The organism is Kushneria pakistanensis, from assembly GCF_014652795.1.
Classification (GTDB): Bacteria; Pseudomonadota; Gammaproteobacteria; order Pseudomonadales; family Halomonadaceae; genus Kushneria; species Kushneria pakistanensis.
Map to the genome: position 1 here is coordinate 35,148 of NZ_BMZM01000004.1, position 24,041 is coordinate 59,188.

18 protein-coding genes are annotated in these 24,041 nt (G+C 60.4%); 7 read left to right on the top strand and 11 right to left on the bottom strand.

All coding sequences use genetic code 11. The features are described from left to right. The first annotated feature begins 55 nt into the window (after positions 1-55). Positions 56-1,822, top strand: coding sequence for a GMC family oxidoreductase (locus IE123_RS13750; RefSeq protein ID WP_189519249.1), 1,767 nt, complete (start codon positions 56-58; stop codon positions 1,820-1,822). Positions 1,823-1,946: 124 nt separating this feature from the next. On the opposite strand, the gene IE123_RS13755 is transcribed toward IE123_RS13750, so the two are convergent. The 3 genes from IE123_RS13755 to IE123_RS13765 form a co-directional block, all read right to left on the bottom strand. Further along, positions 1,947-2,936, bottom strand: coding sequence for a 2-hydroxyacid dehydrogenase (locus tag IE123_RS13755; RefSeq protein ID WP_189519251.1), 990 nt, complete (start codon positions 2,934-2,936; stop codon positions 1,947-1,949). A gap of 51 nt (positions 2,937-2,987) precedes the next feature. After that, positions 2,988-3,740 carry a sugar phosphate isomerase/epimerase family protein gene (locus tag IE123_RS13760; protein WP_189519253.1) on the bottom strand — a complete coding sequence of 251 codons (753 nt, stop codon included), beginning with the start codon at positions 3,738-3,740 and terminating at the stop codon, positions 2,988-2,990. A gap of 260 nt (positions 3,741-4,000) precedes the next feature. Continuing rightward, a complete protein-coding gene (locus tag IE123_RS13765; protein WP_189519255.1) occupies positions 4,001-5,299 on the bottom strand; it encodes an NAD(P)/FAD-dependent oxidoreductase in 1,299 nt (432 codons plus the stop codon). A 224-nt stretch (positions 5,300-5,523) separates the two neighbouring features. Here IE123_RS13765 and IE123_RS13770 point away from each other — a divergent pair, with 224 nt between their 5' ends. The 5 genes from IE123_RS13770 to trpC all read left to right on the top strand — a co-directional run bounded on the left by IE123_RS13770 (position 5,524) and on the right by trpC (position 10,568). Further along, entirely contained in the window at positions 5,524-6,192 is a 669-nt protein-coding gene (locus tag IE123_RS13770; RefSeq protein WP_308430229.1) for a phosphoglycolate phosphatase, read from the top strand. A 194-nt stretch (positions 6,193-6,386) separates the two neighbouring features. Further along, positions 6,387-7,874 (top strand): anthranilate synthase component I, encoded by a 1,488-nt coding sequence (trpE, locus tag IE123_RS13775; RefSeq protein WP_189519802.1) that lies wholly within the window; start codon positions 6,387-6,389, stop codon positions 7,872-7,874. Between the two features lie 102 nt (positions 7,875-7,976). After that, positions 7,977-8,597: an anthranilate synthase component II gene (locus IE123_RS13780; RefSeq protein WP_189519257.1), complete on the top strand. Its 621-nt coding sequence runs from the start codon at positions 7,977-7,979 to the stop codon at positions 8,595-8,597. Between the two features lie 77 nt (positions 8,598-8,674). Then, positions 8,675-9,703 (top strand): anthranilate phosphoribosyltransferase, encoded by a 1,029-nt coding sequence (trpD, locus tag IE123_RS13785; protein WP_189519258.1) that lies wholly within the window; start codon positions 8,675-8,677, stop codon positions 9,701-9,703. 64 nt (positions 9,704-9,767) lie between these two features. Beyond that, a complete protein-coding gene (gene trpC / locus IE123_RS13790) occupies positions 9,768-10,568 on the top strand; it encodes an indole-3-glycerol phosphate synthase TrpC (RefSeq protein WP_189519260.1) in 801 nt (266 codons plus the stop codon). A gap of 92 nt (positions 10,569-10,660) precedes the next feature. Here trpC and IE123_RS13795 read toward each other — a convergent pair whose 3' ends face one another. The 5 genes from IE123_RS13795 to ugpB form a co-directional block, all read right to left on the bottom strand. After that, positions 10,661-11,425, bottom strand: a complete 765-nt coding sequence (locus tag IE123_RS13795) for a glycerophosphodiester phosphodiesterase family protein (RefSeq protein ID WP_189519262.1) — start codon at positions 11,423-11,425, stop codon at positions 10,661-10,663. A gap of 3 nt (positions 11,426-11,428) precedes the next feature. Beyond that, positions 11,429-12,523, bottom strand: a complete 1,095-nt coding sequence (locus tag IE123_RS13800; protein WP_189519263.1) for an ABC transporter ATP-binding protein — start codon at positions 12,521-12,523, stop codon at positions 11,429-11,431. A 1-nt stretch (position 12,524) separates the two neighbouring features. Then, positions 12,525-13,370, bottom strand: a complete 846-nt coding sequence (ugpE, locus tag IE123_RS13805) for a sn-glycerol-3-phosphate ABC transporter permease UgpE (RefSeq protein ID WP_189519265.1) — start codon at positions 13,368-13,370, stop codon at positions 12,525-12,527. A gap of 41 nt (positions 13,371-13,411) precedes the next feature. After that, positions 13,412-14,290, bottom strand: a complete 879-nt coding sequence (ugpA, locus tag IE123_RS13810; RefSeq protein ID WP_189519267.1) for a sn-glycerol-3-phosphate ABC transporter permease UgpA — start codon at positions 14,288-14,290, stop codon at positions 13,412-13,414. Between the two features lie 76 nt (positions 14,291-14,366). After that, positions 14,367-15,698 (bottom strand): sn-glycerol-3-phosphate ABC transporter substrate-binding protein UgpB, encoded by a 1,332-nt coding sequence (gene ugpB, locus IE123_RS13815; protein WP_189519269.1) that lies wholly within the window; start codon positions 15,696-15,698, stop codon positions 14,367-14,369. Positions 15,699-15,903: 205 nt separating this feature from the next. Here ugpB and IE123_RS13820 point away from each other — a divergent pair, with 205 nt between their 5' ends. Beyond that, positions 15,904-16,476 (top strand): hypothetical protein, encoded by a 573-nt coding sequence (locus tag IE123_RS13820; protein WP_189519271.1) that lies wholly within the window; start codon positions 15,904-15,906, stop codon positions 16,474-16,476. A gap of 69 nt (positions 16,477-16,545) precedes the next feature. Here IE123_RS13820 and IE123_RS13825 read toward each other — a convergent pair whose 3' ends face one another. The 3 genes from IE123_RS13825 to IE123_RS13835 are packed head-to-tail and all read right to left on the bottom strand — an operon-like array spanning position 16,546 to position 24,001. Then, complete coding sequence (locus IE123_RS13825) at positions 16,546-19,608, bottom strand: efflux RND transporter permease subunit (protein ID WP_189519273.1); 3,063 nt, start codon at positions 19,606-19,608, stop codon at positions 16,546-16,548. Beyond that, positions 19,605-22,727 carry a multidrug efflux RND transporter permease subunit gene (locus IE123_RS13830; protein ID WP_189519275.1) on the bottom strand — a complete coding sequence of 1,041 codons (3,123 nt, stop codon included), beginning with the start codon at positions 22,725-22,727 and terminating at the stop codon, positions 19,605-19,607. Before IE123_RS13830 ends, IE123_RS13825 begins: the two co-directional genes overlap by 4 nt. Continuing rightward, complete coding sequence (locus tag IE123_RS13835) at positions 22,724-24,001, bottom strand: efflux RND transporter periplasmic adaptor subunit (protein WP_189519276.1); 1,278 nt, start codon at positions 23,999-24,001, stop codon at positions 22,724-22,726. Before IE123_RS13835 ends, IE123_RS13830 begins: the two co-directional genes overlap by 4 nt. Positions 24,002-24,041 lie beyond the last annotated feature (40 nt).

Below are 24,041 nucleotides of genomic sequence, written 5' to 3' on the forward strand. Positions count from 1 at the left end.
CGGGCGTGATACGCCCGGGGCGGCCATCTCCTGTTTCAAGGTTTCAGGAGTACACATGGCGATTCAAAAAGCGCCTGTCGATGCGGTGATCGTGGGTTTGGGCTGGAGTGGTTCCATCATGGGGATGGAGCTGACCGATGCCGGTCTCAACGTTCTGGCGCTCGAAAGGGGCGCTGACCGCACGCATGAAGATTTTGCCTATCCCAAACCGGCCGATGAGCTGGCCTACGGCTATCGTCACAAGATGATGCAAAAGCCGAAGCAGTCGGCGGTCACGATTCGTCGTGGTCTTGATGAGCGGGCCCTGCCGCAGCGTAAGCTGGGCGCGTTCTTGCCTGGTGATGGCGTCGGCGGTGCCGGTGCGCACTGGACGGGCGTGTTGATCCGCCCGACACCGACGGATCTGGCGCTCAAGAGCTTCGCTGATGAAAACTTTGAGCCCGGCGTGCTGCAGGAAGACATGCAGATTCAGGACTTCGGGGTCAGCTGGGACGAGCTGGAGCCGCACTTCACCTTTTTCGAGAAGGTATGCGGTCAGTCCGGCACCACGGGCAATCTCAACGGCGAGATTCAGGAAGGGGGCGATCCGTTTGAGGGGCCGCGCAGCGAACCCTATCCGCTGCCGGCACTGCAGGATACCCAGAACACTGTCATGTTCGACAAGGCGGCTCGTCAGCTGGGATATCACCCGTTTCCCAACCCGTCGGCCAACGTGTCACGGGCATGGACCAACCCGTATGGCATGCAGCTGGGCCCGTGTAACTACTGCGGCTTCTGCTCGAAGTATGGCTGCCTGAACTACTCCAAGGCGTCGCCCCAGACCTGCATTCTGGATGCCCTGAAGCGGCGCAGCAATTTTGAATATCGCACCCATGCCAACGTGACGCGTGTTGAACTGGCTCCCGATGGCAAGACAGCCACTGGCGTGACCTATGTCGATGGTGACGGCAACGAGGTATTCCAGCCGGCCGATATCGTGGTGCTGGCGTCCTACTCACTCAACAACGTGCGCTTGATGCTGAACTCGAAGATCGGCAAGCCCTATGACCCGATCTCTCGTACCGGTGTGGTAGGGCGTAACTACGCCTATCAGGTCGGCGGTGGCATCAGCATGTATTTTGATGACATCGAGTTCAATCCGTTTGCCACGGCCGGTGCTACCGGGCGCATGTTCAATGACTTCTCGCCGGGCAACTTTGACAGTGCCAAACACGGCTTCATTGGCGGCGCCAAGATGCACTCCTCGCAGGCGACCGGTACGCCGATCAGCATGCCGCTGCCCAAAAATACGCCGAAGTGGGGCGTAGGGTACAAGGAGGCGCTGCAAAAGCACTATGGTCATCACATGAAACTGTCGATGACCGGCAGCGTCATGTCCTATCGCACCAACATGCTGGATCTCGATCCGACCTGGAAGGACCCCTACGGCATGCCGCTGCTGCGCATGACGTTTGACTGGAAGGAAAACGAGCAGAAGCTTTCCATGTTCATGCGTGACCGCCTCAGGGAGATTGCCGACATTCTCAAGCCCGACTACCGGGATGAGAGCTTTCAGCTCGAAGGCAGTCACTTCAAGGTCACCAGCTACGTCTCGACCCACAACGTGGGCGGCGCGGTCATGGGTACGGACCCGTCGACCTCGGCGGTCAACCGCTACCTGCAAAGCTGGGATGTGCATAACGTGTTTGTGCCCAGCGGCAGCGCCTTCCCGCAGAACTTCCAGGCCAACCCGACGGATCTGATCGGGGCACTGACCTACTGGTGTGCCAAAAAGATCCGCGAGGATTACCTGAAAAATCCGGGACCTTTGATGTCGGCCTGATACGGATGACAGCAGCATCCTTCGCATGAAGAGATGAAAAAAATCGCCGGCCTTATGGCCGGCGATTTTTTATGGCTGTTGCTATCGCTGCCACGGTAATGGCTGATAACAGCTCGCGTGACGTTTAGCGATCAAGCGCGTCCCAGTTATAGGGGGCTTTCGGCTTGTCTCCCTCGAGTACCGCCAGGGCATTATCCACTGCAAGCTCTGCCATGGCATAGCGCGTTTCATGGGTGGCCGAGCCAATGTGGGGCAGGGCGACCACATTGTCCATGTGCGCCAGCGGGGACTCATTGGGCAGGGGCTCGGTGGTAAATACATCCAGGCCTGCCGCGCGAATCGTGCCCTTTTGCAGCGCCTCGATCATGGCCGGCTCATCCACCACACCACCGCGGGCAATATTGACGAAGATGGTGTCCTTGCCCATCAGTTCGAACTCACGCTGACCAAACATCTGACGGGTGGCATCGGAAAGCGGTACGGTTACGCAGACAAAATCCGAGTCACGCAGCAGATCATCAAGCTCCTTCCAGTCAGCATCCAGCTCGCGTTCGAAATCCTCATGGCGTGAGCGGTTGTGATAGCTCACCGACATGTTGAAGCCGAACTTCCCGCGCCGGGCAATGGCAGCACCGATGCGACCCATGCCGACAATACCGAGCTTCTTGCCCTGTACATCGACCCCGAACTGAGGCTCGGCAATCCCACCGGTCCATTCGCCCCTTTTCACCATTTCCGCCAGTTCCACGGCGCGTCGGGCGCTGGCCAAGATCAGCAGAAAAGCCGTGTCGGCGGTGGTCTCGGTCAGCACATCCGGCGTATGGCATAGTACGATGCCACGCTTGCTGAGATAGTCGATGTCGTAGTTGTCCACGCCGACCGAAATGCTCGAGACCACTTCAAGATTCGGCGCCTGATCGAGCAGTTCGGGAGTGAGATTGACGCTGGAGCCGATCAGGCCGTGTGCCTGAGAAAGCGCCTTTTTGAATTCGCCATCCTCGGTCAGGTTCTGCGTCTGCGAAAAATCCAGTACGTGGCAGTCACGCTCGAGCTTCTCTCGCAGGTCAGGCTTCAGGGCGCGCTGATAGACAATGACCGTTTTCTTCGTGGACATGATTTCTCCTGTACGGGGGTGTAGTGCCGTTTAAAGATGCCACGCGCAAGTTCAGGCAAGCGAGCGCAGAAGTTCAACATGGCGCGCAGTAGCGTTTGGGTCGTCATGATCAAGCGGAAACTCGATCGCACGAGGCACGGACGCCGGAAAATGATGCCAGAGTGCGGCCCAGTGTGCGCGCGTGGTCTCATCCGGCGGGCAGGCCCGAGGGGCACCATTGGTATGCGCGACGGCCTTGCAGTGGACATAACGTACCTTTGCTCCCAGGCGGCTGGCGGCCTGGGAAAGGTCATGATCCGTCCAGTAGCCGTTGCCCAGATCCAGCGTCGTCCCGAACAGGGAAGACGCGAGCGCCCGATGCAGGGCCGCATGAATCAGCGGGTCGCCACCGCAGGAGGTCTGATCGTTTTCGATCAGAATCGGCATCGCACTATCGGCCAGCCGAGACTTGAGCGCGGCGGCGCCGTCATCAATGCATTCAGCACATAGCTGGCCAAGGCCGAACTTGATCCACTGTGCCCCCAGTTCACTGGCGCGCGTCAGCGCCTGGGCTGTGTCCGCGGCATTGAGTCTGCTTTGAGTATCAAAAAGCGGCGTGGCGGCAGAGTAGACACAAATCAGCGATGCCTGCTCGATGGCCACCCGCAATTGACTCAGCGGCAGGTCGTGCTCACTCAGGAGCTCTTCACGGATTTCGACGCCCTGTGCGCCAGCATCTCTGATGTGTTGAAGGACACCCGCCTGACCAAGGCGTTTGACCAGATCGGCGCCAAAGGCAGAAGTGCAGATCATTACCGGGCCCATGAAAGGCTCCTTGCATCACCTGGTGTGGAAACGGTCCCGGCGGGCCTGGCCCCGGAAACCACTGTAGGGGAAATACTCACATCCCCTTTTAGTGTAGTGGAGTCGCGCGAAGACGGGGTCGCCGGGAAGGTGGTGGCTGGCAGGCGGCTTGCTGTGCCTTTGATCGGCGCATCAAAAGGATGGTGGCAAAAAGGACTGCTGTAAAAACAGGCAATAAAAAGGGCCGCTGTAAAAAGCGGCCCTGAGGCAGAAAAGGAGGGTCAGTGCAGTTTGAGGCGGGGACGAATGATCGTATTGATGCGATCAACCAGCATGCGAACGCCGGTGCGCGTATAGCCATGGATGGCGGCCTGATGCATGCGATACAGCGAGGCGTAGAAGATCTTGGCCAGCCAGCCCTCGACCAGCACGCCACGGGCAGAAGCACCACGCATCAGATTACCCACGGCGTCAAAGTGCGCCAGCGAGATCAGTGATCCCATATCCTTGTAGTGGAAGTCAGCCAGCTCGCGCCCGGCCATGGCGGCACGCAGGTTCTTGTAAAGCGTGCTGGCCTGCTGGTGGGCGGCCTGCGCCCGCGGTGGGACCATCTTGTCACCCGGCTGCGGGCAGGCCGCGCAGTCACCGAGGGCGAATATGCGCTCGTCATCCACGCTCTGCATGTTCTGTTTGACGATGATCTGATGATTGCGCTGGGTGGAAAGCCCCAGCTCCGACAGCACGGAAGGCGCACGAACGCCGGCCGCCCAGACCGTCAGGTCGGCATCAATACGTGATCCATCGGCAATCTCGAAGCCCTGCTCATCGGCCTGAGTGACGCGGGTGTCGGTGTGGATTTCCACGCCGAGACGTTCAAGCTCGCGATGCACCGAGCGGCTGATACGCTCGGGCAGGGCGGGCAGTACACGCGGCGCGGCTTCCAGCAGGTGGATCTTGAGCTGCTGGCGGCTGATGCGGCTAAAGCCGTAGCCATGGAGCATCTGCGTGGCATTCAAAAGCTCTGCCGAAAGCTCCACCCCTGTGGCGCCACCACCCACGATGGCCACTGACATGCCGGATTTGTCCGGTTCCTCGCGGTTGCTGCAGCGCAGAAAGGTATTGAGCATCTGCTTGCGAAAGGCCTCTGCCTGGCTGACGCTGTCCAGGAAGTAGCAGTGATCGGCCACGCCCGGCGTGCCGAAATCATTGGACACGCTGCCGACCGAAAGCACCAGGTAGTCATAATCCAGTCGCCGCTCGGGCAGCACGATACGTTCCTTGTCATCGTGAATGGCTGCCAGACGAATCTGGCGGTGTTCACGGTCGAGGCCACACAGCGTGCCGATCTGATAACGATAGCCGGCATTGGCCGAATGCCCCTGATAGGACACCTCGTCAAGGCTTGAGTCCATGACACCGACAGCCACTTCGTGCAGTAGCGGCTTCCAGATGTGCGTGGGGTTGCGATCGACCAGAATGATCTCGGCCTTGCCTGACTTGCCCAGCTTGCGCCCAAGACGCGTGATCAGCTCGAAACCGCCGGCGCCACCGCCGACCACAACAATGCGAGGGATCGCCATTGAGTGCTCCATGGAAATAAAATGAAAAGGGAAACGTTCAGGGCGGGGCCCTTTGTCCGGACCACGGCCTGAAGGCTTCCGGTCACATCGGACCGTGACATGCCCTTATTGGGCATCGATACTCTGACAGCGCTGCACCGTTTTCGATCCTGGCAATGTTCGTCTGCCGCGCTTCGTTATACATGGGGTCATTGTGACCTGAATTCACCCGTGGTGATGTCCTGATGATGCATGACGCACTTCACAATATTGACCTGATTACTTATGACCTTGACGGCACCCTGCTTGATTCGGCGCCGGATCTGGCGCTGGCCATCGATGACATGCTCAGAGCCATGGCGCTTGCGCCGGCCGGCATTGATCGGGTGCGCGAGTGGGTCGGCAATGGTTCAAGGCGTCTGGTCGAACGTGCTCTGGTGCACGCCGGCGCGCGAGGGCCTGACAGTGCACAGCTCGATGAGGCGCTGGCGCTTTTCATGCAGTTCTATGCAAGGCATCTGGTGTCAAATACCCGCTGCTACCCGGGCGTCATGGCATGTCTTGAGGCCCAGCGCGAGCGGGGCATCGCTCAGGCACTGGTCACCAACAAGCCTTCGCGCTTCATTGCGCCGCTTCTTGAAGCCACGGGGCTTGAGGGCTTTTTCTCCCATACGCTGGGCGGGGATGCCCTAGCGCAGAAAAAGCCTGATCCGGCGCCTCTTTTGCATATCGCCCGGGCGCTGGATATCGCGCCCGAACGGGCCATGATGATCGGCGATTCACGCAGTGATGTGCAGGCGGCCAGAGCGGCCGGATTTCGTTGCCTGGCCGTCACCTATGGCTACAACCATGGTGAGCCCATTGCGGCGCTGAACCCCGACCATCTTCTTGATTCACTTGAAGAACTCGTTTAGGGTTGAAGCGCGCCACGGCGCGCTGCTCGCCCTTTTTCTCCCTTCGTGTGAAGGAATTTTCAGCTTGCGAGATACAATCATGTCACTGAGTGCAAAGGCCTGCGGACTGATGAGAAACGTCAAGCGCTGGCGCTGGTGATACCAGCCCCCTGCAATGAATTAACGTTTCTCCCTCTACAGGAATCTGCGACATGATGACATCCGAGCGCTTCGCCGAACTCGCCGCCGAAGGCTATAACCGTATCCCGGTCACCCGTGAAGTACTGGCTGACCTTGAAACCCCGCTGTCGACCTATCTCAAGCTTGCCGATGCGCCCTGGAGCTTTTTGCTCGAGTCGGTCACCGGTGGCGAGAAGTGGGGACGCTACTCGATTATCGGCCTGCCCTGTCGCGAGCGGATCGAGGTCAGCGGTTTCACCGTGCGCCACTATGTGGACGACTATCTTCAGGGCGCCACCGAAGTCGATGACCCGCTTGAATGGATCGAACAGTTTCGAAAGCGCTTTCGAGCCCCGGAGAATTCCGGTGCCATGCGCTTTGATGGCGGGCTGGTCGGCTATTTTGGCTATGACACCATTCGTCTGATCGAACCGCGTCTGCGCGGCGTGGAAAAGCCCGACCCGATCGACGTTCCCGATATTCTGCTGATGGTGGCCGACGAGCTGGTGGTCTTTGACAACCTTTCCGGACGCCTCACGCTGCTGGTCCATGCCAATCCCGGTGAGGCGCGTGCACTTGAGCAGGCGCAGGAGCGGCTGGCAACGCTTGAGCACCAGCTTCGTCACGCTCCGATCACCAACGCAAGTCCCGGCACCGGACGCGACGCCGTTGCCGAGGAAGACTTTTTTGCCAGTTTCTCCGAGCAGGGCTACAAGGACGCCGTGGCACGCATCCGCGAGTACGTCGCGGCCGGCGATCTGATGCAGTGTGTGCCTTCCCAGCGCATGACGATCGCCTACCAGGCGCCGCCGCTGGATCTGTATCGCGCGCTGCGAAGTCTCAACCCTTCCCCCTACATGTTCTTTTTCAATCTCGACGATCATCACGTCGTGGGGGCTTCGCCCGAGATTCTGGCACGCCTGGATCATGACGAGATCACGCTGCGCCCGATTGCCGGCACCCGCCATCGCGGCGCTACCGAGGAGGAGGATCAGGCGCTCGAGCAGGAACTGCTGTCCGATCCCAAGGAAATTGCCGAACACGTCATGCTGATCGATCTGGGCCGTAACGACGTGGGGCGTATCAGCGAGCCCGGCACGGTCGAACTGACCGATAAGATGACCATCGAGCGCTACTCGCATGTCATGCATATCGTCTCCAACGTGACCGGGCGTATCCGCCCGTCGATGGGGCCAATGGATGTGCTGCGTGCCACTTTTCCGGCCGGCACACTGTCCGGCGCGCCCAAGGTGCGGGCACTTGAAGTCATCGATGAGCTCGAGCCGGTCAAGCGTGGCATCTATTCCGGCGCCGTGGGCTATCTCTCCTGGCAGGACAACATGGACATGGCCATCGCCATCCGCACGGCCGTGATCAAGAATGGAGAGCTTCACGTCCAGGCCGGTGGCGGGATTGTTGCCGACTCCGATCCGGACAATGAATGGCAGGAGACGCTCAACAAGCGTCGTGCCATGTTCCGCGCCGTTGCCATGGCAGAACGCGGGCTGGACAACCTCGAATAGCGCCGGATTCCGCTTCGGAATCAACAGGTCAACACCGAATAAGGGCCGGATCATTTTTGTGTCGATGTATCGACAGTCCGGTCATCGTGAGGATGGAAAGCCATGAAAGTATTGATGATTGATAACTACGACAGCTTCACCTTCAACATCGTGCAGTATCTGGGCGAGCTGGGGGCCGTGGTTGAGACGGTTCGCAACGACACGCTGACCATTGAAGAGATCGAGCAGCGTGACTTCACCCATCTGATGATTTCACCGGGGCCCTGCAGCCCCAGTGAAGCCGGCATTTCGCTGGCGCTGATTCGCCATTTTGCCGGCCGGGTGCCGATCTTTGGTATCTGTCTGGGCTTTCAGGCCATCGGCCAGGCCTATGGCGGCAAGGTGGTCCGGGCGCCCATGGTCATGCACGGCAAGACGTCCATGGTCGACCACGACGGTCGGGGAGCGTTTGAAGGGCTTGAAAATCCGCTGGAGGTCACGCGGTATCATTCGCTGATTCTTGAGCGTGACACGCTGCCTGATTGTTTTGAGATTACGTCCACAACCGTGAGTGATGACGTGACGCCCGGTATCGTCATGGGCATTCGCCACCGGGAGCTGGACATGGAAGGCGTGCTCTTTCACCCGGAGTCGATTCTGTCGCGTCAGGGTCATGAACTGCTGGCCAACTTCCTCAAGCGCCAGCCGCTGGACGCCCCGCAGGGGGCAGCCGTCGAGGCCTGAGCATTGAACGTGTTGTCCCCCTGAGGGGATAAACCCTTGCAGGTGGCGCCCGCTGCCTGTGGCATGGAGAGAGACTCATGGAGCTCAAGGAAGCCATTTCGCGCGTTACACGCCGTGAGGATCTCAGTCTGGACGAGATGCGAACGGTCATGTCGACCATCATGTGCGGTGAGGCAGATCCGGTGCAGATGGGCGGCTTTCTGGTCGGCCTTGCCATGAAGGGGGAGGCCGTCGATGAAATTACGGCCGCCGTCATGGTCATGCGCGAGCTGATGCATCCGGTGCACGTCGATGCCGATCATGTGGTTGATATCGTGGGTACCGGGGGCGACGGCGCGGGGCTTTTCAATGTCTCGACCGCGGCAAGCTTTGCCGCCGCGGCCTGCGGTGCGCGCGTGGCCAAGCACGGCGGGCGAGGTGTCTCCAGCAGTTCCGGCAGCGCCGATCTGCTGTCGCTGGCCGGCGTATCGCTGGCGCTGTCCTCCGAGCAGATTGCCCGCTGCATCGAGGAGATCGGGGTCGGTTTCATGTTTGCCCCCAATCATCATACGGCCATGCGCCACGCCGTGGCCGTACGCAAGGCACTCGGCGTACGCACCATGTTCAACATCCTCGGGCCCCTGACCAACCCGACCGGCGCCACACGCCAGGTCATCGGGGTCTACAGTCCTGACCTGCTGGTCCCCATGGCCACGGTACTCAGGCGTCTGGGCAGCCAGCACGTGCTGGTCGTGCATGCCGAGGATGGTCTTGATGAGTTCTCCATTGCCTCACCCACTCAAGTGGCCGAGCTGCATCATGGCGAGATCCACGAGTATGTGGTGACGCCCGAGGATGCAGGGCTTGAGCGCCAGCCGCTGGACGCGATTCGTGCCGACAGCAGTGAGGCCAGTCTGGTACTGGTCAAGGCAGCATTGCGCGGTGAAGGCGCGGCTGCTGACATGGTGGCCTACAACGCTGGCGCGGCCCTTTATGTGGCCGATGTGGCGAGCTCCATCAAGGAAGGTGTGCAGACCGTACGTGACGCGCTCAACAAGGGCCACGGTCTTGCAAAACTGGACGCACTGGCAGAGTTTTCTGCGCAACTGGCTCAGGCCGACGACTGAATCATCATAATAACGACCGGGCATGAGACAACATCGTGCCCGGTCGATTTTCAGGGAACATCGCATGAGTACGCTGCCTACCATTCTGACGCAAATCATTGCCCGCAAGCATGAAGAGATCGCCGAACGCTCGGCCAGTATCAGCGAAAACACGTTGCGCGCTCGCGCCGAGCAGGCGCCGCCCACCCGCGGGTTTGCCGCTGCACTCAATCAGCGCCTGACCAATGGTGACCCGGCTGTCATCGCCGAGATCAAGAAGGCCTCGCCTTCAAAGGGCATCATCCGCGCCGACTTTGATCCGGTCGCCATCGCCCAGCGCTATGAAGCCGGCGGCGCGGCGTGTCTGTCCGTGCTGACGGATGCCGACTATTTCCAGGGCAGCGAGCGCTTTCTGATCGCCGCCCGCGGTGCCTGCCAGCTGCCGGTGCTGCGCAAGGATTTTATTGTCGCCCCCTACCAGGTCTATGAGGCGCGCAGCATGGGCGCGGATGCGATCCTGCTGATCGTGGCCGCACTCGATGATCGCCAGATGAAGACACTCAACACGCTCGCCATCGAGCTTGGCATGGATGTACTGGTGGAGGTGCACAACCAGGAAGAGCTTGAGCGTGCCCTGAAGCTGGATCTGGCGCTGGTGGGCATCAACAACCGGGATCTGCATACCTTCGAGACCCGGCTGGATACCACATTCGAGCTGCTGGAAAAGGTGCCGGAAGGGGTGCGCGTGGTCACCGAGTCAGGGATCGCCACCCGCGAGGATGTGGCGCGCATGCGTCGGGGTAATGTCAACGCCTTTCTGGTCGGTGAGCGCTTCATGCGCGAACCGGATCCGGGTGATGCCCTGCGCCAGCTCTTTTTCACCTGAGCCAGACCCCTCGACCAGGGGTACTGAATACTGCCAGCCACGCGCTGGCAGTATTCATTCAGGGCCTTTTTCAGATACTGGCTTTCAGACCTTCAGCGCGGCTTGCGGCGTCTATCGCCGCGTGCCTGGCGCTGATAGCGCGGATCAAAAAGCCCCGGGTCGTCGGTAAACACACCGTTGACGCCATGATCCCACCAGGAGGCAAAGCGCTCGGGGTCGTTGACCGTGTAGCAAAGCATGGCAAGCCCCGCGCGCTGGATCTCGATAAGACGCTCCTGATCAAGCTGCGTCCAGTCGGCATGGATGCTGACCGGGCGAAGCCGCTCGGCATCGCTGGCCCAGCGCCGCGGGACGGCTTCATATAAAAGCCCCAGCGCCAGTTCTTCATCCTGCGCCCGAGCGCTTTCAAGGGCGGTCATGTCAAAGCTGGATACCAGAAGCCGATCAAGCGGCAGTACCTGACGGGCGCGGTGGACCGCGATGTTGGCAAGCTCGACCGGGTCATGACCGGGATTGAGCTTGAGCTCCAGATTCAGACCCAGCTCCAGCGCACTGACCAGCGATAGCGCTTCATCAAGCAGCGCCATGCGCTCACCACGAAACTCGGAAGAGAACCAGCTGCCGACATCCAGCGGGCGGATCTGATCGCGCGTCATGTCGACAAGTGCCCCTTTGCCATCGCTGCAGCGATCGACGCTTTCGTCGTGCCAGATGACCGGGGTGCCATCGCCCAGACACTGGACGTCAAGTTCGATCCACTCACAGCCGGCATCGGCGGCGGCCTGAATGGCGGCCAGGGTATTTTCAGGGGCGTGTTTTGAGAGGCCACGGTGGGCAATATAGCGTGGTAGTTGCATGCATCAGGACTCCATGGGACAGGTAGTGTCGGCAAGTCTGGGCCGGGTGGCCAGTCGTTGTCCATGACGATCAAACAGATGAAACGGTCCCTGAAGGTTCAGGCCGGTCAGCTGGCCTGCCGTAGGCAGCTCGGTACCGGCGTGTCGCACCACCAGTCGCGTCTCGTGTCCGTTTGGACGCACATGGACCAGACTCTCCGAGCCCAGCGGTTCTACCAGTTCGATCCGGGCATCCATGTGTCCGCTACCTGAAGACGTGAGCATGATGTGCTCGGGTCTGATACCCACACTCAGTTCGCCCTTGAGTGGCTCCGTGGTCTCTGCCGGCACTTTGGTCAGCCAGCCGGGCAGCGCATTGATGGCAAGGGTCAGAAAGTTCATGGCCGGTGAGCCGATGAAGCCCGCAACAAAGCGGGTGGCAGGCTTTCGAAACAGTGCCATGGGCGTACCGATCTGTTCGATGCGTCCGGCATTCATGACCACCAGCCGGTCGGCCATGGTCATGGCTTCGGTCTGATCATGGGTCACATACAGCGAGGTGATGTTCAAGCGCTGCTGCAGGGCGCGAATTTCCTGGCGCATCTGCACGCGCAGGCTGGCATCCAGGTTGGAAAGTGGCTCATCAAACAAAAAGACGCGCGGCTCTCGAATCACGGCTCGGCCCATCGCCACGCGCTGGCGTTGTCCGCCCGAGAGCTGGCGGGGTTTGCGATCCAGCAGCGACGCAATGCCCAGAAGCCTTGATGTCTCGTCAACGCGCCGCGCGATCTCATCCTTCGGCGTGCCGCGGTTTTTAAGACTGTAGGCCAGGTTGTCGAACACGCTCATGTGGGGGTAGAGCGCATAGTTTTGAAATACCATGGCAATATCACGCTCGGCCGGCTCCTGGCCGTTGACGCAGTCACCGTCGATGAAAAGCTCACCGCTGCTGATTGATTCAAGCCCTGCCACCATGCGCAAAAGTGTCGACTTGCCGCAGCCTGACGGGCCCACGACCACGATCATCTCGCCATCATTGATACTCAGCTCAATGTCATGAAGCACATTGGCGCCACCTGCGTAGCGCTTTTGCAAACGCCTGAGTTCCAGTCTTGCCATGTTATTTCTCCGTATCCACCAGGCCCTTGATGAACCAGCGTTGCATGATCACGATCACCACGACCGGCGGCAGCAGTGACAGCACCGTCATGGCCGTGGCCAGATGCCAGGGGGGCGTGCCGTCCTGGGAAATCGTCAGTCGCTTGAGGCTCATGACCAGCGTGGCGTTATCGGCACTGCTCATGGCTACCAGCGGCCACAGGTACTGGTTCCAGCCGTAGATGAACATGATGACAAACAGTGCCGCGATATTGGTTTTGGACAGCGGCAGTAAAATGTCGATAAAAAAGCGCCATGGCCCGGCGCCATCCACTCGTGCGGCTTCCATGAGCTCAGGTGGCAGCGTCATGAAAAACTGACGAAAGAGAAAGGTCGCCGTGGCGCTGGCGATCAGCGGCAGTACCAGCCCCGGGTAGCTGTTGAGCAGGCCGAGATCGGCGACCACGCCGTAGGTCGGCACGATACGCACCTCGATGGGCAGCATCAGGGTGATGAAGATCAGCCAGAAGCAGCAGCGACGAAACGGAAAGCGGAAAAAGACCAGCGCGTAGGCGGCAAGGATCGCAATGGTCAGCTTGCCGATGGCAATGCCAAGCGCCATTAACAGCGAGTTGAGCATCAACTGCCAGGCCGGCACGCCGATGCCGCGCACCGGCTCGCTTAACAGCGTGAGGTAATGATCCAGACCACTGGCACCGAACCAGAGCGGCAGCGTTCCGGAAAAAAGCGCGCCAGGCGTCTGGGTAGAGGCTAGCACAGCCAGAATGACGGGCAGCATGAACACCAGCGCCCCGATGATCAGGATGGTATGAGCCAGTACATCAAGGCCCGGGCGGTGATAGCGCATGGCAAGGCTTCCTGACGGGTATCAATGCGGTGGAAAGGGAATCAGTGGTACTGCACGCGGCGTTCGACATAGCGAAACTGCACCAGAGTCAAAAGGCCGACCATCAGCATCAACAGTACCGACTGGGCTGCCGAGCCGCCCAGATCCAGCCCCACGATGCCGTCCTGATAAAGCTTGTAGACCAGCGTGCGGGTGGCGCCGCCCGGCCCACCGCTGGTGGTAGTGTCGATGGTGCCGAAGGTTTCGAAAAAGGCGTAGATCGTGTTCATGACCAGCAAAAAGAAGCTGGTAGGCGAGAGCAGTGGAAAGGTAATGGTCCAGAAGCGCCGCCAGGGGCCGGCGCCATCAATGGTGGCGGCCTCCAGCAGACTGGCCGGGATGCCCTGCAGGCCGGCCAGAAAGAACACGAAGTTGTAGCTCATCTGTTGCCAGATGGCGGCAATGATCACCAGCGCCATGGCCTGGTGGCCGTTGAGCCTGTAATCCCAGTGAACGCCCAGTGCTTCCAGTGCCCGGCTTAATACGCCCAGGGTCGGATCGAGCATGAACATCCACAGCACCCCGGCGGCGGCCGGTGCCACGGCGTAGGGCCAGATCAGCAGTGTGCGGTAGGCGCGGCTGGCCCGCAGGACGCGATCGGCCATGGTGGCCAGCAACAGCGCGATGGCCATCGCGCCCAGCGCCACGCTGACGCTGAAGATCGCTGTATTGAAAAGGGCCTCGTGGTAGCTCTGAGAGCTGAGTACTCGCGTAAAGTTGGCAAGACCGGCGAAGGTTTCTCCCAGCCCGAAGGCATCCTGCACATAAAAGGACTGTCGCAGGGCCGTGATGGCCGGCCAGAAAAAGAACACCAGTACGATGATGAGCTGAGGCGCCATGAGCACCCATGGCGTGACGCGATGACGTTGAAACGTGGACATGGGGTGACAGGGTTATCCGAAGGGCACAGGAAAGAGAAAGGCCTGCCCCGACGACGCTGTCGCCGGGGCAGAGAGGTCAACGCACGCTGCGCTCGAACTGCTCGAGCAGCTCGTTACCGCGTTTGGCGGCGCTATCAAGTGCCTGCTGGGCGCTCTTGTCGCCGCTGAAGGCCCGCTCGAGCTCCTCTTCGATGACTTCCCGAATCTGGGGCATGTTGCCCAGGCGCAGTCCGCGTGAATTATCGCTCGGCTCGCCTTCGGTCATCTGTTTGAGGGCAATCTCGGTGCCGGGATTTTCCTCGTAGAAGTGCTGTTCGCGGGTCAGGGCATAGGCCTTGTCGGTAATGGGCAGATAGCCGGTGAATTGATGCCAGTCAGCCTGCACTTCCGGTGAGGAGAGATAGTTGAAGAACCTGGCAACGCCCTGATAGACGTCATCATCCTGACCCTTGAGGACCCACAGCGAGGCACCCCCGATGATCGAGTTCTTCGGCTGATCGATGACCTCGGGGTCCCAGGGCAGGGGCGCCACACCGAATTCAAAGTTTTCCGTGTTGTCGCGCACGCTGGCATAGCTGGCCGAGGACGCCATCAGCATGGCGCAGCGCCCGGAGAAAAAGCGTGGTGAGGCCTGGTCTTCACGACCGCCATAGCCAAACACGCCGTTTTTCTGCCAGTCGATCAGATCCTGTACGTGTGCGACCACGGCCTTGCTGTCGTTGAAGGTCAGCCGCGCGGCCGGCCCGCCAAAGCCGTTTTGTTCGCTGGCAAAGGGGATGTCATGACGGGCGGCGAAGTTTTCAAGCTGAATCCAGCTGGGCCAGGTGGTGGTAAAGCCACAGCTGGCCGCACCGCTGTCGACGATCCTTTTGCCTGCCTGGGCCACCTCTTCCCAGGTAGTGGGCGGGGCGTCGGGATCAAGCCCTGCCTTTTCAAACAGATCGCGGTTGTAGTAGACCACCGGGGTCGAGGAGTTGAACGGCAGCGACAGCATCTCGCCATCGGTGGTGCTGTAATAGCCGGTAACGGCTGGTAGGTAGCTGGCGGGATCAAAGGGCTGGTCGGTGTCGGCCATGAGCTCGTACACCGGATAGATGGCGCCACGGGCGTTCATCATGGTGGCCGTGCCGACTTCATAGACCTGGGTAATGGCAGGGGCATTACCGGCACGGAAAGCGGCAATGGTCGAGGTCATGTTTTCGCTGTAGGTACCCTTGTAAACGGGTTTGACCACATAGTCGGACTGCGATTGATTAAAGCCTTCAGCGATCTCGTTGACCTTGTCACCCAGCCCGCCCTCCATGGCATGCCACCAGACAATATCGGTAGCAGCGCTGGCCGATGTTGCGCCCAGCGCCAGCGTGGACAGTGCTGCCACCCCTGCAATGCCCCTGTAACCCTTGACCATGTTGTGCTCCGTATTTTCGTTATGGAAGGCTCTGCTGCGCCGACATGCTGAAAGTCGGGCATGGCAATCATGTGGCGAACATGTGTCAGTCATGTGACAGGACAGACAGGCAAGGGTCGAAGGCCGCCATGCTGACCAAAGAGGTTAGCCAGAAGGGAAAGGCACATGGCATCATGGCGCTTTTGAACGGCGGGCAGACGCAGCTTTGAAGATTTCATATATCACCGGATTACAGGACAGGGATGCCTGTCTGGCCATGCTCTGTGCCAGCGTATTCGGGCGGGAGGCAGGACTGACACCGCTGGTGGAGTTTGCCGGCATCAGTCGACTGCTGGAGCAGGAATCAGCGCGTATCGTGGCCCTTTTTGATGACAACAAAAGGCTCTGCTCGGTGGCGCTGTTGACGCTCGAAGTAGAGGGTCGGGGCGTTGAACTCAGGCTTCTGGCCACGCCGGAGAAAAAGCGTGGACGCGGGTTTGGTCGTCGGCTGGTGACCCGTCTGGGTGAGTCGACCGCGATGCGTACCAGCACGGCCGACCCAAGACTTGAAGCCTTTTTCACCACGTTCGGCCTTGAGCGCTGGTATCGCCACGTGGATAGTGACCTGCGCACCGGCTTTAATGCCCGCTCCGGCGTTGCCTCGCTGGATGAGGCGCCGGAAGTGGTGGATTTTCAGAAGGACGCCGTACTGCGTGCCTTCAAGCGTGACCCCAGACTTTTCGAGCGCTACAAGACACGCTTTGCCGAAGGGCTTGAGCACTTCAATACCCTGACCTGATGAGATACGGCCACCATCAAAAAACCCGACACTGGTCGGGGTTTTTTGTGGTGACAGGGGCTTTGATGGTCAGCGTCGCCGCAGGCGATCCAGATAGAGATAGACCACCGGGGTGGTGTAGAGCGTCAGGATCTGACTGACGATCAGGCCGCCCACGATGGAAATGCCCAGCGGTGCGCGCAGTGCGGCGTTTTCATCCGTGCCGAACATCAGCGGCAGGGCGCCCAGAATGGCGGCAATGGTGGTCATCATGATGGGGCGAAAGCGTACCAGCGCCGCCTCGCGGATGGCGGCCTGCGAGGAAAGACCGCGCTCACGCTCGGCACTCAGGGCGAAATCCACCAGCATGATGGCGTTTTTCTTGACCACGCCAATCAGCAGGATGATGCCGATCAGGGCAATCAGGGTGAACGGCTTGTCCAGCCACATCAGCGCCAGCAGGGCCCCGATACCGCCGGAGGGCAGGGTGGAGAGAATCGTCAGCGGATGGATGTAGCTTTCATATAAAATCCCCAGCACCAGATAGACCGTCACCAGTGCAGCGAGTATCAGCCAGGGCATGGCTTCGACGCCGCTTTGAAAGCTGGCAGCACTGCCTTCGAAATCGGCTTGCACATCGGTGGGCAGGTGCAGACGATCCAGTCGGTCACTGATGATATCGGTGGCCTCGGAAAGCGAGACCCCGTCGCTTAAATTGAACGATACCGTGGTGGCAGCAAACTGTCCCTGGTGGCTGACGCTGACCGGGCTGGTGCTGCGCTCGTAATGACTGAAGGCCGATAGTGGCACCGGACTGCCGTCATTGTTGACGATATGCATCATCTCCAGCGCTCTGGCCGAGCGCTGCCACTGCTGGGCGACTTCCAGTACCACGTAGTACTGGTTCGTGCCTTCATAGACGCTTGAAATCTGCCCCTGGGCAAAGGCGTTGCCCAGAAGGGTATCGATATCGCGCATGCTCACGCCAAGGCGTGCGGCCGTATCGCGATCCACCACCAGCCTGATGGCCTGTCCGCCACTGCGACTGTCGGTGTCCACGCCGGTAATCTCGGGAATATCACGCATAACCTCGGCCACGCGCGGTGACCATTCACGCAGTAGCGAGAGATCATCGCTTTTCAGCGTCAGCTCGTACTGGCTGTTGCTTGAGGAGCGACCGCCCATGCGCAGATCCTGTAGCCCGCGCATGAACACCTGGACCCCGGGGATATCGCTCATCAGGGCAGACAGGCGGTTACCGTTGGCATTGGTATCGCCCTGGCGGTCCGGCTTCAACGATACAAAGAGGGTGGCCGAATTCGCACCGCCACCGCCCGGGCCGCTGCCGCCCAGAAAGCCCAGTACGCTGTCCACGGCGTCATCGGCCAGCAGACGATCCCGTGCGGTTTCCAGCTTGGCTGACATGGCGTCAAACGAGATGCTTTGATCACCGCGCACGGCACCGATCAGCCGCCCGGTATCCTGATCGGGCACGAGTCCCTTGTCGATGTGCACATACAAAAAACCGTTGAGCACGATCACCGCCACCAGTGACAAAAGCGTCAGGCGCCGATGGCGCAGGGCGATGTCCAGCGTGCGTTCATAGCCGGTCAGAATGCGCTGACCACCGCGCTCGACAAGGCGCTGAAGCCTGCCCGGCGCTCGCTCATGCAGGGCACCCTTTAGCCAGCGCGAACACAGCATCGGTGTCAGCGTCAGCGATACCAGCAGCGATACCATGACGGCCGTGGCCAGCGTGACGGCAAACTCGTGAAAGAGCCGCCCGATAAATCCGCCCAGAAACAGCAGCGGCACGAACACGGCAACCAGCGACACGCTCATCGAGAGCACCGTGAAGCCCACTTCCCGTGCGCCCAGCAGGGCGGCCTGGCGTACATTCATGCCGGCTTCAATGTGTCTGGCGATGTTTTCCACCACCACGATGGCGTCATCGACCACAAAGCCGATGGCAATGATCAGCGCCATCAGCGACAGCGTGTTGAGCGAGTAGCCCAGCAGATACATCACCATGAAGGTACCCAGCAGCGACACCGGGATGACGGCGCTCGGGATCAGCGTGGCGCGTGGATTGCGCAGAAAGACAAACACGACCATCACCACCAGAATCACGGCCAGGATCAGGGTAATCTGGGTTTCATGCAGCGAGGCGCTGATACCCGGAGAGCGGTCAAGCACCGTGTGCAGATCGGCGCTGGCGGGCAGTGCCGCATGGATACCGGGCAGGCGCTCCTTGATACGCGCGATGGTCTCGATCACGTTGGCGTTGCTGGCCGGGCTGACCACGATGACTACTGCCGGCTGGCGGTTATAAAAGCCGACGTTGTAGATGTCCTCGACGCTTTTTTCCACCAGAGCCACATCGCCCAGCCGCATGACGTGATCACCGTCACGAGCGATGATCAGGTCGCGATAGCCCTGCGCCTCGAACATCTGCGAGTCGGTATAAAGGCTCCATCGATAGCGGTCGTCTTCGGTAAAGCCGGTTGGCTGATTGCTGTTGGCAGCATTGATGGCATCGCGGACCTGGTTCAGTCCGATGCCGGCATTTTCAAGCTTGCGCGGGTTGAGGGTGATACGTACCGCTGGCGATGAACTGCCGCCGACGCTGACGCGCGAGACGCCCTCGACCTGCGCAATACGCGGGGCAATGTCCTGATCGGCCAGGTTGTAGAGCGTGCCTTTGTCGATCTCGGCACTGGTCAGCGACAGCAGCATGATCGGCGAGTCGGCCGGGTTGAGCTTTCGAAGCCGGGGCGAGCTGGTCATGGCGCTGGGCAATAACGCCTCGGCCCGGTTGATGGCCGCCTGTACCTCCCGGGCGGCCTCGTTGATGTCCTTTTCCAGCTCGAACTGGATGATGACACTGGTCGAGCTCTCCGAGCTTGACGAGGTCATCTGGGTGATCCCGGCAATCTGGCCCAGCGAGCGCTCCAGCGGCGTCGCCACCGTTGAGGCCATGGTCTCCGGGTTGGCGCCTGACAGACTGGCCGTGACGAGAATGGTCGGGAACGACACCGCCGGCAGCGGCGCTACCGGCAGGCGCGCGTAGGAGAGCAGCCCGCCCAGAATGATCGCCAGGGTCAGAAGCGAGGTGGCGATCGGGCGCTGAATAAAGGGCGAGGACAGACTCATGACGCGTGCCCATCGGCGACGGTGGCGTCGTCGGATCGAAGACCGAACCGGCCGGACAGGCGATCAAAGAACAGATAGATGACCGGTGTGGTAAAGAGCGTCAGAAGCTGACTGACCAGCAGCCCGCCGACCATGGCCAGCCCCAGCGGCTGGCGCAGCTCCGAGCCGAAGCCGCTGGCGAGCATCAGCGGAATGGCACCAAAGAGTGCGGCAAAGGTGGTCATCATGATGGGTCGAAAGCGCAACAGTGCCGCTCGATAGATCGCCTCATAAGGGGTGAGCCCCATATGGCGCTGACCGTCGAGGGCAAAGTCGATCATCATGATGGCGTTTTTCTTGACGATCCCGATCAGCAAAATAATGCCGATGATGCCCACCATGCCCAGGTCATTGCCGGTGATCATCAGCGCCAGCAGCGCGCCGATGGCCGCCGAGGGCAGGGTGGAAAGGATGGTCAGCGGATGGATGTAGCTCTCATAGAGCACGCCCAGCACGATATACATCACCACCACGGCGGCCAGAATCAGCAACAGCGTGTTGGCCGTGGAGCCGGCAAAGCCCAGCGCGGCGCCCTGATAGGCGCGCTGCGTATCCTGATCCAGTCCTGCCTGTTCACTGGCCTCATCAATGGCATCAAAGGCCTGTGACAGCGAGTAGCCCGGTGCCACATCAAAGGAGACATTGGCCGCGGCAATCCGGTTCTGGCGGGAGAGCGACAAGTCCGTGTAGCGCTGCTCGACGCTGACCAGCGAGGTCAGGGGCACCATGTCACCGCTGTCGGTGGCGATATAGAGACGGTCCAGCGCCGAGGGGCCGCGCTGCGCTTCATCGGCAACATTCATCACCACCCGGTACTGGTTGGACTGGGTGAAGATGGTCGAGATCAGACGCTGGCCAAAAGCGTTGTAGAGCGTGGCATCGATATCGCTGACGCTGATGCCCAGCCGGCTGGCACGGTCGCGATCGATATCCAGGTAAAGCTGCAGACCGCGATTTTGCAGATCCGAGGCCACACCCGAAATGGCCGGTGACTGACCTATCTGATGGAGCAGGGCATCCACGTCGTGCGCCAGGAGATCAGCATTGTTGTTGGTTACCGACATCTGATACTGATAGCGGCTGACGTTGTCATCCAGCGTCAGGTCCTGCAGCGGCTGCAGGTAAAGTTGCATGCCGGCCACGGCCCGGGTCTTTCCATTGAGGCGCGCAATGACCTCCTGGGCGCCATCGCGCTCACCCAGTGGCTTGAGGTTGATCTGAAAGCGTCCGGTGTTGAGCGTGCTGTTGTCTTCATTCACACCGATGGTCGAGGAGAGACTCTCCACCGCCGGGTCGTTCAGGATGATCTCTGCCAGCGCCTGCTGATGACGGGCCATCGCCTCAAAGGAGATCGATTGATCCGCCTCGCTGATGCCACGAATGGCGCCGGTATCCTGCTGCGGAAAAAGCCCCTTGGGAATGGCCAGATACAAAAGTGCCGTAACGCCAAAGGTAATGACGGCCACCCCAAGTGTCAGGCCCTGATGGGCCAGCACCCACTGAAGTCCGCGGTCATAAAGACGCAGGAGTCGGCCGAAAAGTCCGGCGTAGCTCTCGGCATGGGCCTGGGTATCATCGCTGTCGGCACCTTTTTCAGGCGCGCGTGCCTTGAGCATTTTGGCGCACAGCATGGGTGTGAGCGTCAGTGAAATGAACGCCGAAATCACGATCGCCACGGCCAGCGTGATGGCGAACTCGCGGAACAGACGCCCGACCACGTCCTGCATGAACAGCAGCGGAATCAGCACTGCCACCAGCGACACGGTCAGGGAGATGATGGTGAAAAAGATCTGTTTGGCGCCCTTGAGGGCCGCCTCGACTGGTTTCTCGCCCTTTTCCAGATGGCGGATGATATTTTCCAGCACCACGATGGCGTCATCGATGACAAAGCCGGTCGCAATGGTCAGGGCCATCAAGGTGAGGTTGTTGAGGCTGAAGCCTGCCAGATGCATGACGCCGAAGGTACCGATCAGCGACATGGGCACGGCCAGACTCGGGATGATGGTGGCCGGGATGTTGCGCAGAAAAAGAAAGGTAATGAGGATGACCAGCCCGACGGCCAGCACCAGTTCGAACTGGGTATCCTCGACCGAGGCGCGAATGGTCTGGGTACGATCGCTTAGAATCGAAATATCCACGCTCTCGGGCAGGCTCGCCTGCAGCTCGGGCAGCTGTTGTCGAATGGCGTCGACCACGCTGGTGACGTTGGCACCGGGCTGGCGCTGAACGCTGATGATCAGCGCCGGGTCGCGGTCGGCCCAGGCAGTCAGCCAGGCATTTTCCGAGCCCTCGTGCACCATTGCGATATCACGCAGGCGCAGCGGCATGTCGTTGTCGTACTTGACGATCAGGTCACGGTACTGCTCGGGTGAGGTGAGCTGATCGTTGGCATCGATGGTCAGCGCGCGGTAGGGGCCGTACAGGGTGCCCTTGGGCTGATTGACGTTGGCCGCCGTAATGGCATTGCGCACGGCTTCCATGTCCAGACCGTGGGCCGCCATGCGGCGGGCGTCGCCGTCGATGCGAATGGCGGGTTCATGACCGCCTGACAATGACACCAGCCCCACACCGCTGATCTGGGACAGCCGCTGTGCCAGTCGGGTATCGACCAGATCATAGACGCGCGTCAGCGGCAGATTGCCCGAGCGCACGGCCAGTGTCATGACGGGAGTGTCTGCCGGATTGACCTTGCTGTAGCTGGGCGGCATGGGCAGATCACCCGGCAGCAGGTTGCTGGCCTGGTTGAGAGCCGCCTGCACATCCTGTTCGGCCACGCCCAGATTGCTGTCGAGGCCGAAACGCAGCGTAATCAGTGACGCGCCACCGGTGCTGGTGGAGCGCATGTCCTCAAGCCCCGATATCTGTCCGAGCTGGTCCTCCAGCGGCGAGGTGACATTGGAGAGCATGATATCGGGACTGGCGCCCGGGTAGAGCGTCGTGACCTGAATGGTGGGGTAGTCCACCTCCGGCAGGGAGGCCACCGGCAGCATGCGATAGGCCATGACGCCGGCCAGCAGAATGGCCAGCATGATCAGCGATGTGGCGACCGGTCGGAGAATGAAAAGGCGCGACGGATTCATGACGCTTGATCACTCTCGCCGGCGGGCGCCTCGCTGGCCTTGAGCTGATCTTCATTGGTGGTCTCACCGGCCGGTGGTGTCTCATCCTTGGCATCTTCTTCGCCCGGCAGGCGGTTGCTGACCACTTTGACGCTGGCGCCATCACGCAGACGATCCACGCCATCGACGACCACCCGCTCATCGGCATCAAGACCGGACTCGATGACAGCGCGCAGATCGTTGCTGGCGCCGACGCTCACGCTGCGCTGATGAACGGTGTCGTTGTCATCCACCACATAGACGTGGTTGCCGGATTCACTGTTCTGGATGGCGGTCTCGGGAATAATCACCACGTTTTCAAGCGTTGTCAGGGTGAGTTCCACGTTGACGAAGGCGTTGGGATAGAGCTGCTCGTCGTCGTTATCCATTCGTGCGCGCAGACGCACCGTACCGGTACCGGTATTGATGGCGCTGTCAATGCTTGTCAGCTCGCCGCGGGCCAGAGGAGTGGCAGCATTGTCATCCATGACACTGACCATCATGCGTCCCTGCTGCAGGCTGGCTCTGATGCGCGCGAGATACTGACCCGGCAGTGAAAAAACGACTGAAATGGGATTAAGCGTCGTCAGGGTGGCGATGGGGTTGTCATTACCGGTGGCCACGATATTGCCGGGATCAACGTTGCGAAGGCCAATGATGCCATCGGCCGGGGCGCGCAGGGTGGTGTAGTCCAGCTGAACACGGGCACTCTGGATATTGGCACGGGAGGCTTCCACGGCGCCCTGGTACTGCCTGACGACCTGACGCTGGGTTTCCAGATCCTGACGCGAAACGTTATTGGCGCGGCTCAGGTTCTCGTAGCGCTTTAAATCCTCTCGGGCCGTGGCCAGCTGCGCCTGATTCTGGGTCAGCTCGGCATTGGCCTGGGCGAGCTGTGCCTGGTAGGTACCGTCATCGATATGCGCCAGTATCTGATCCTTTTTAACGCGCTGGCCTTCCTCGAAATCCACCGATATCAGCTCTCCCTCGATGCGGGGGCGAATCTCGATGCTTGACAGCGAGCGCACGGTGCCCAGTGCGCTCAGGGTGACCGGGAAATCTCCTCGCTGTGCTGTCACGGCCGCCACGGCAACGCTGCCACCGGGCATGCCCGGCTGCGACGATGGATCGCCGTCAGTATCGGCGGTATTTTGCAGAAAGAACCACCAGAGGGCGGCCAGGGCGATGAGCAGCAGTAGGGTCCACAGAATCACGCGTCTGGCTGAAAGACGTCGTGTCGAAGAGGGGTGAGACATGCGTCCACTTCCATTGTCAGGCTGTCATTGATGCTGTCAC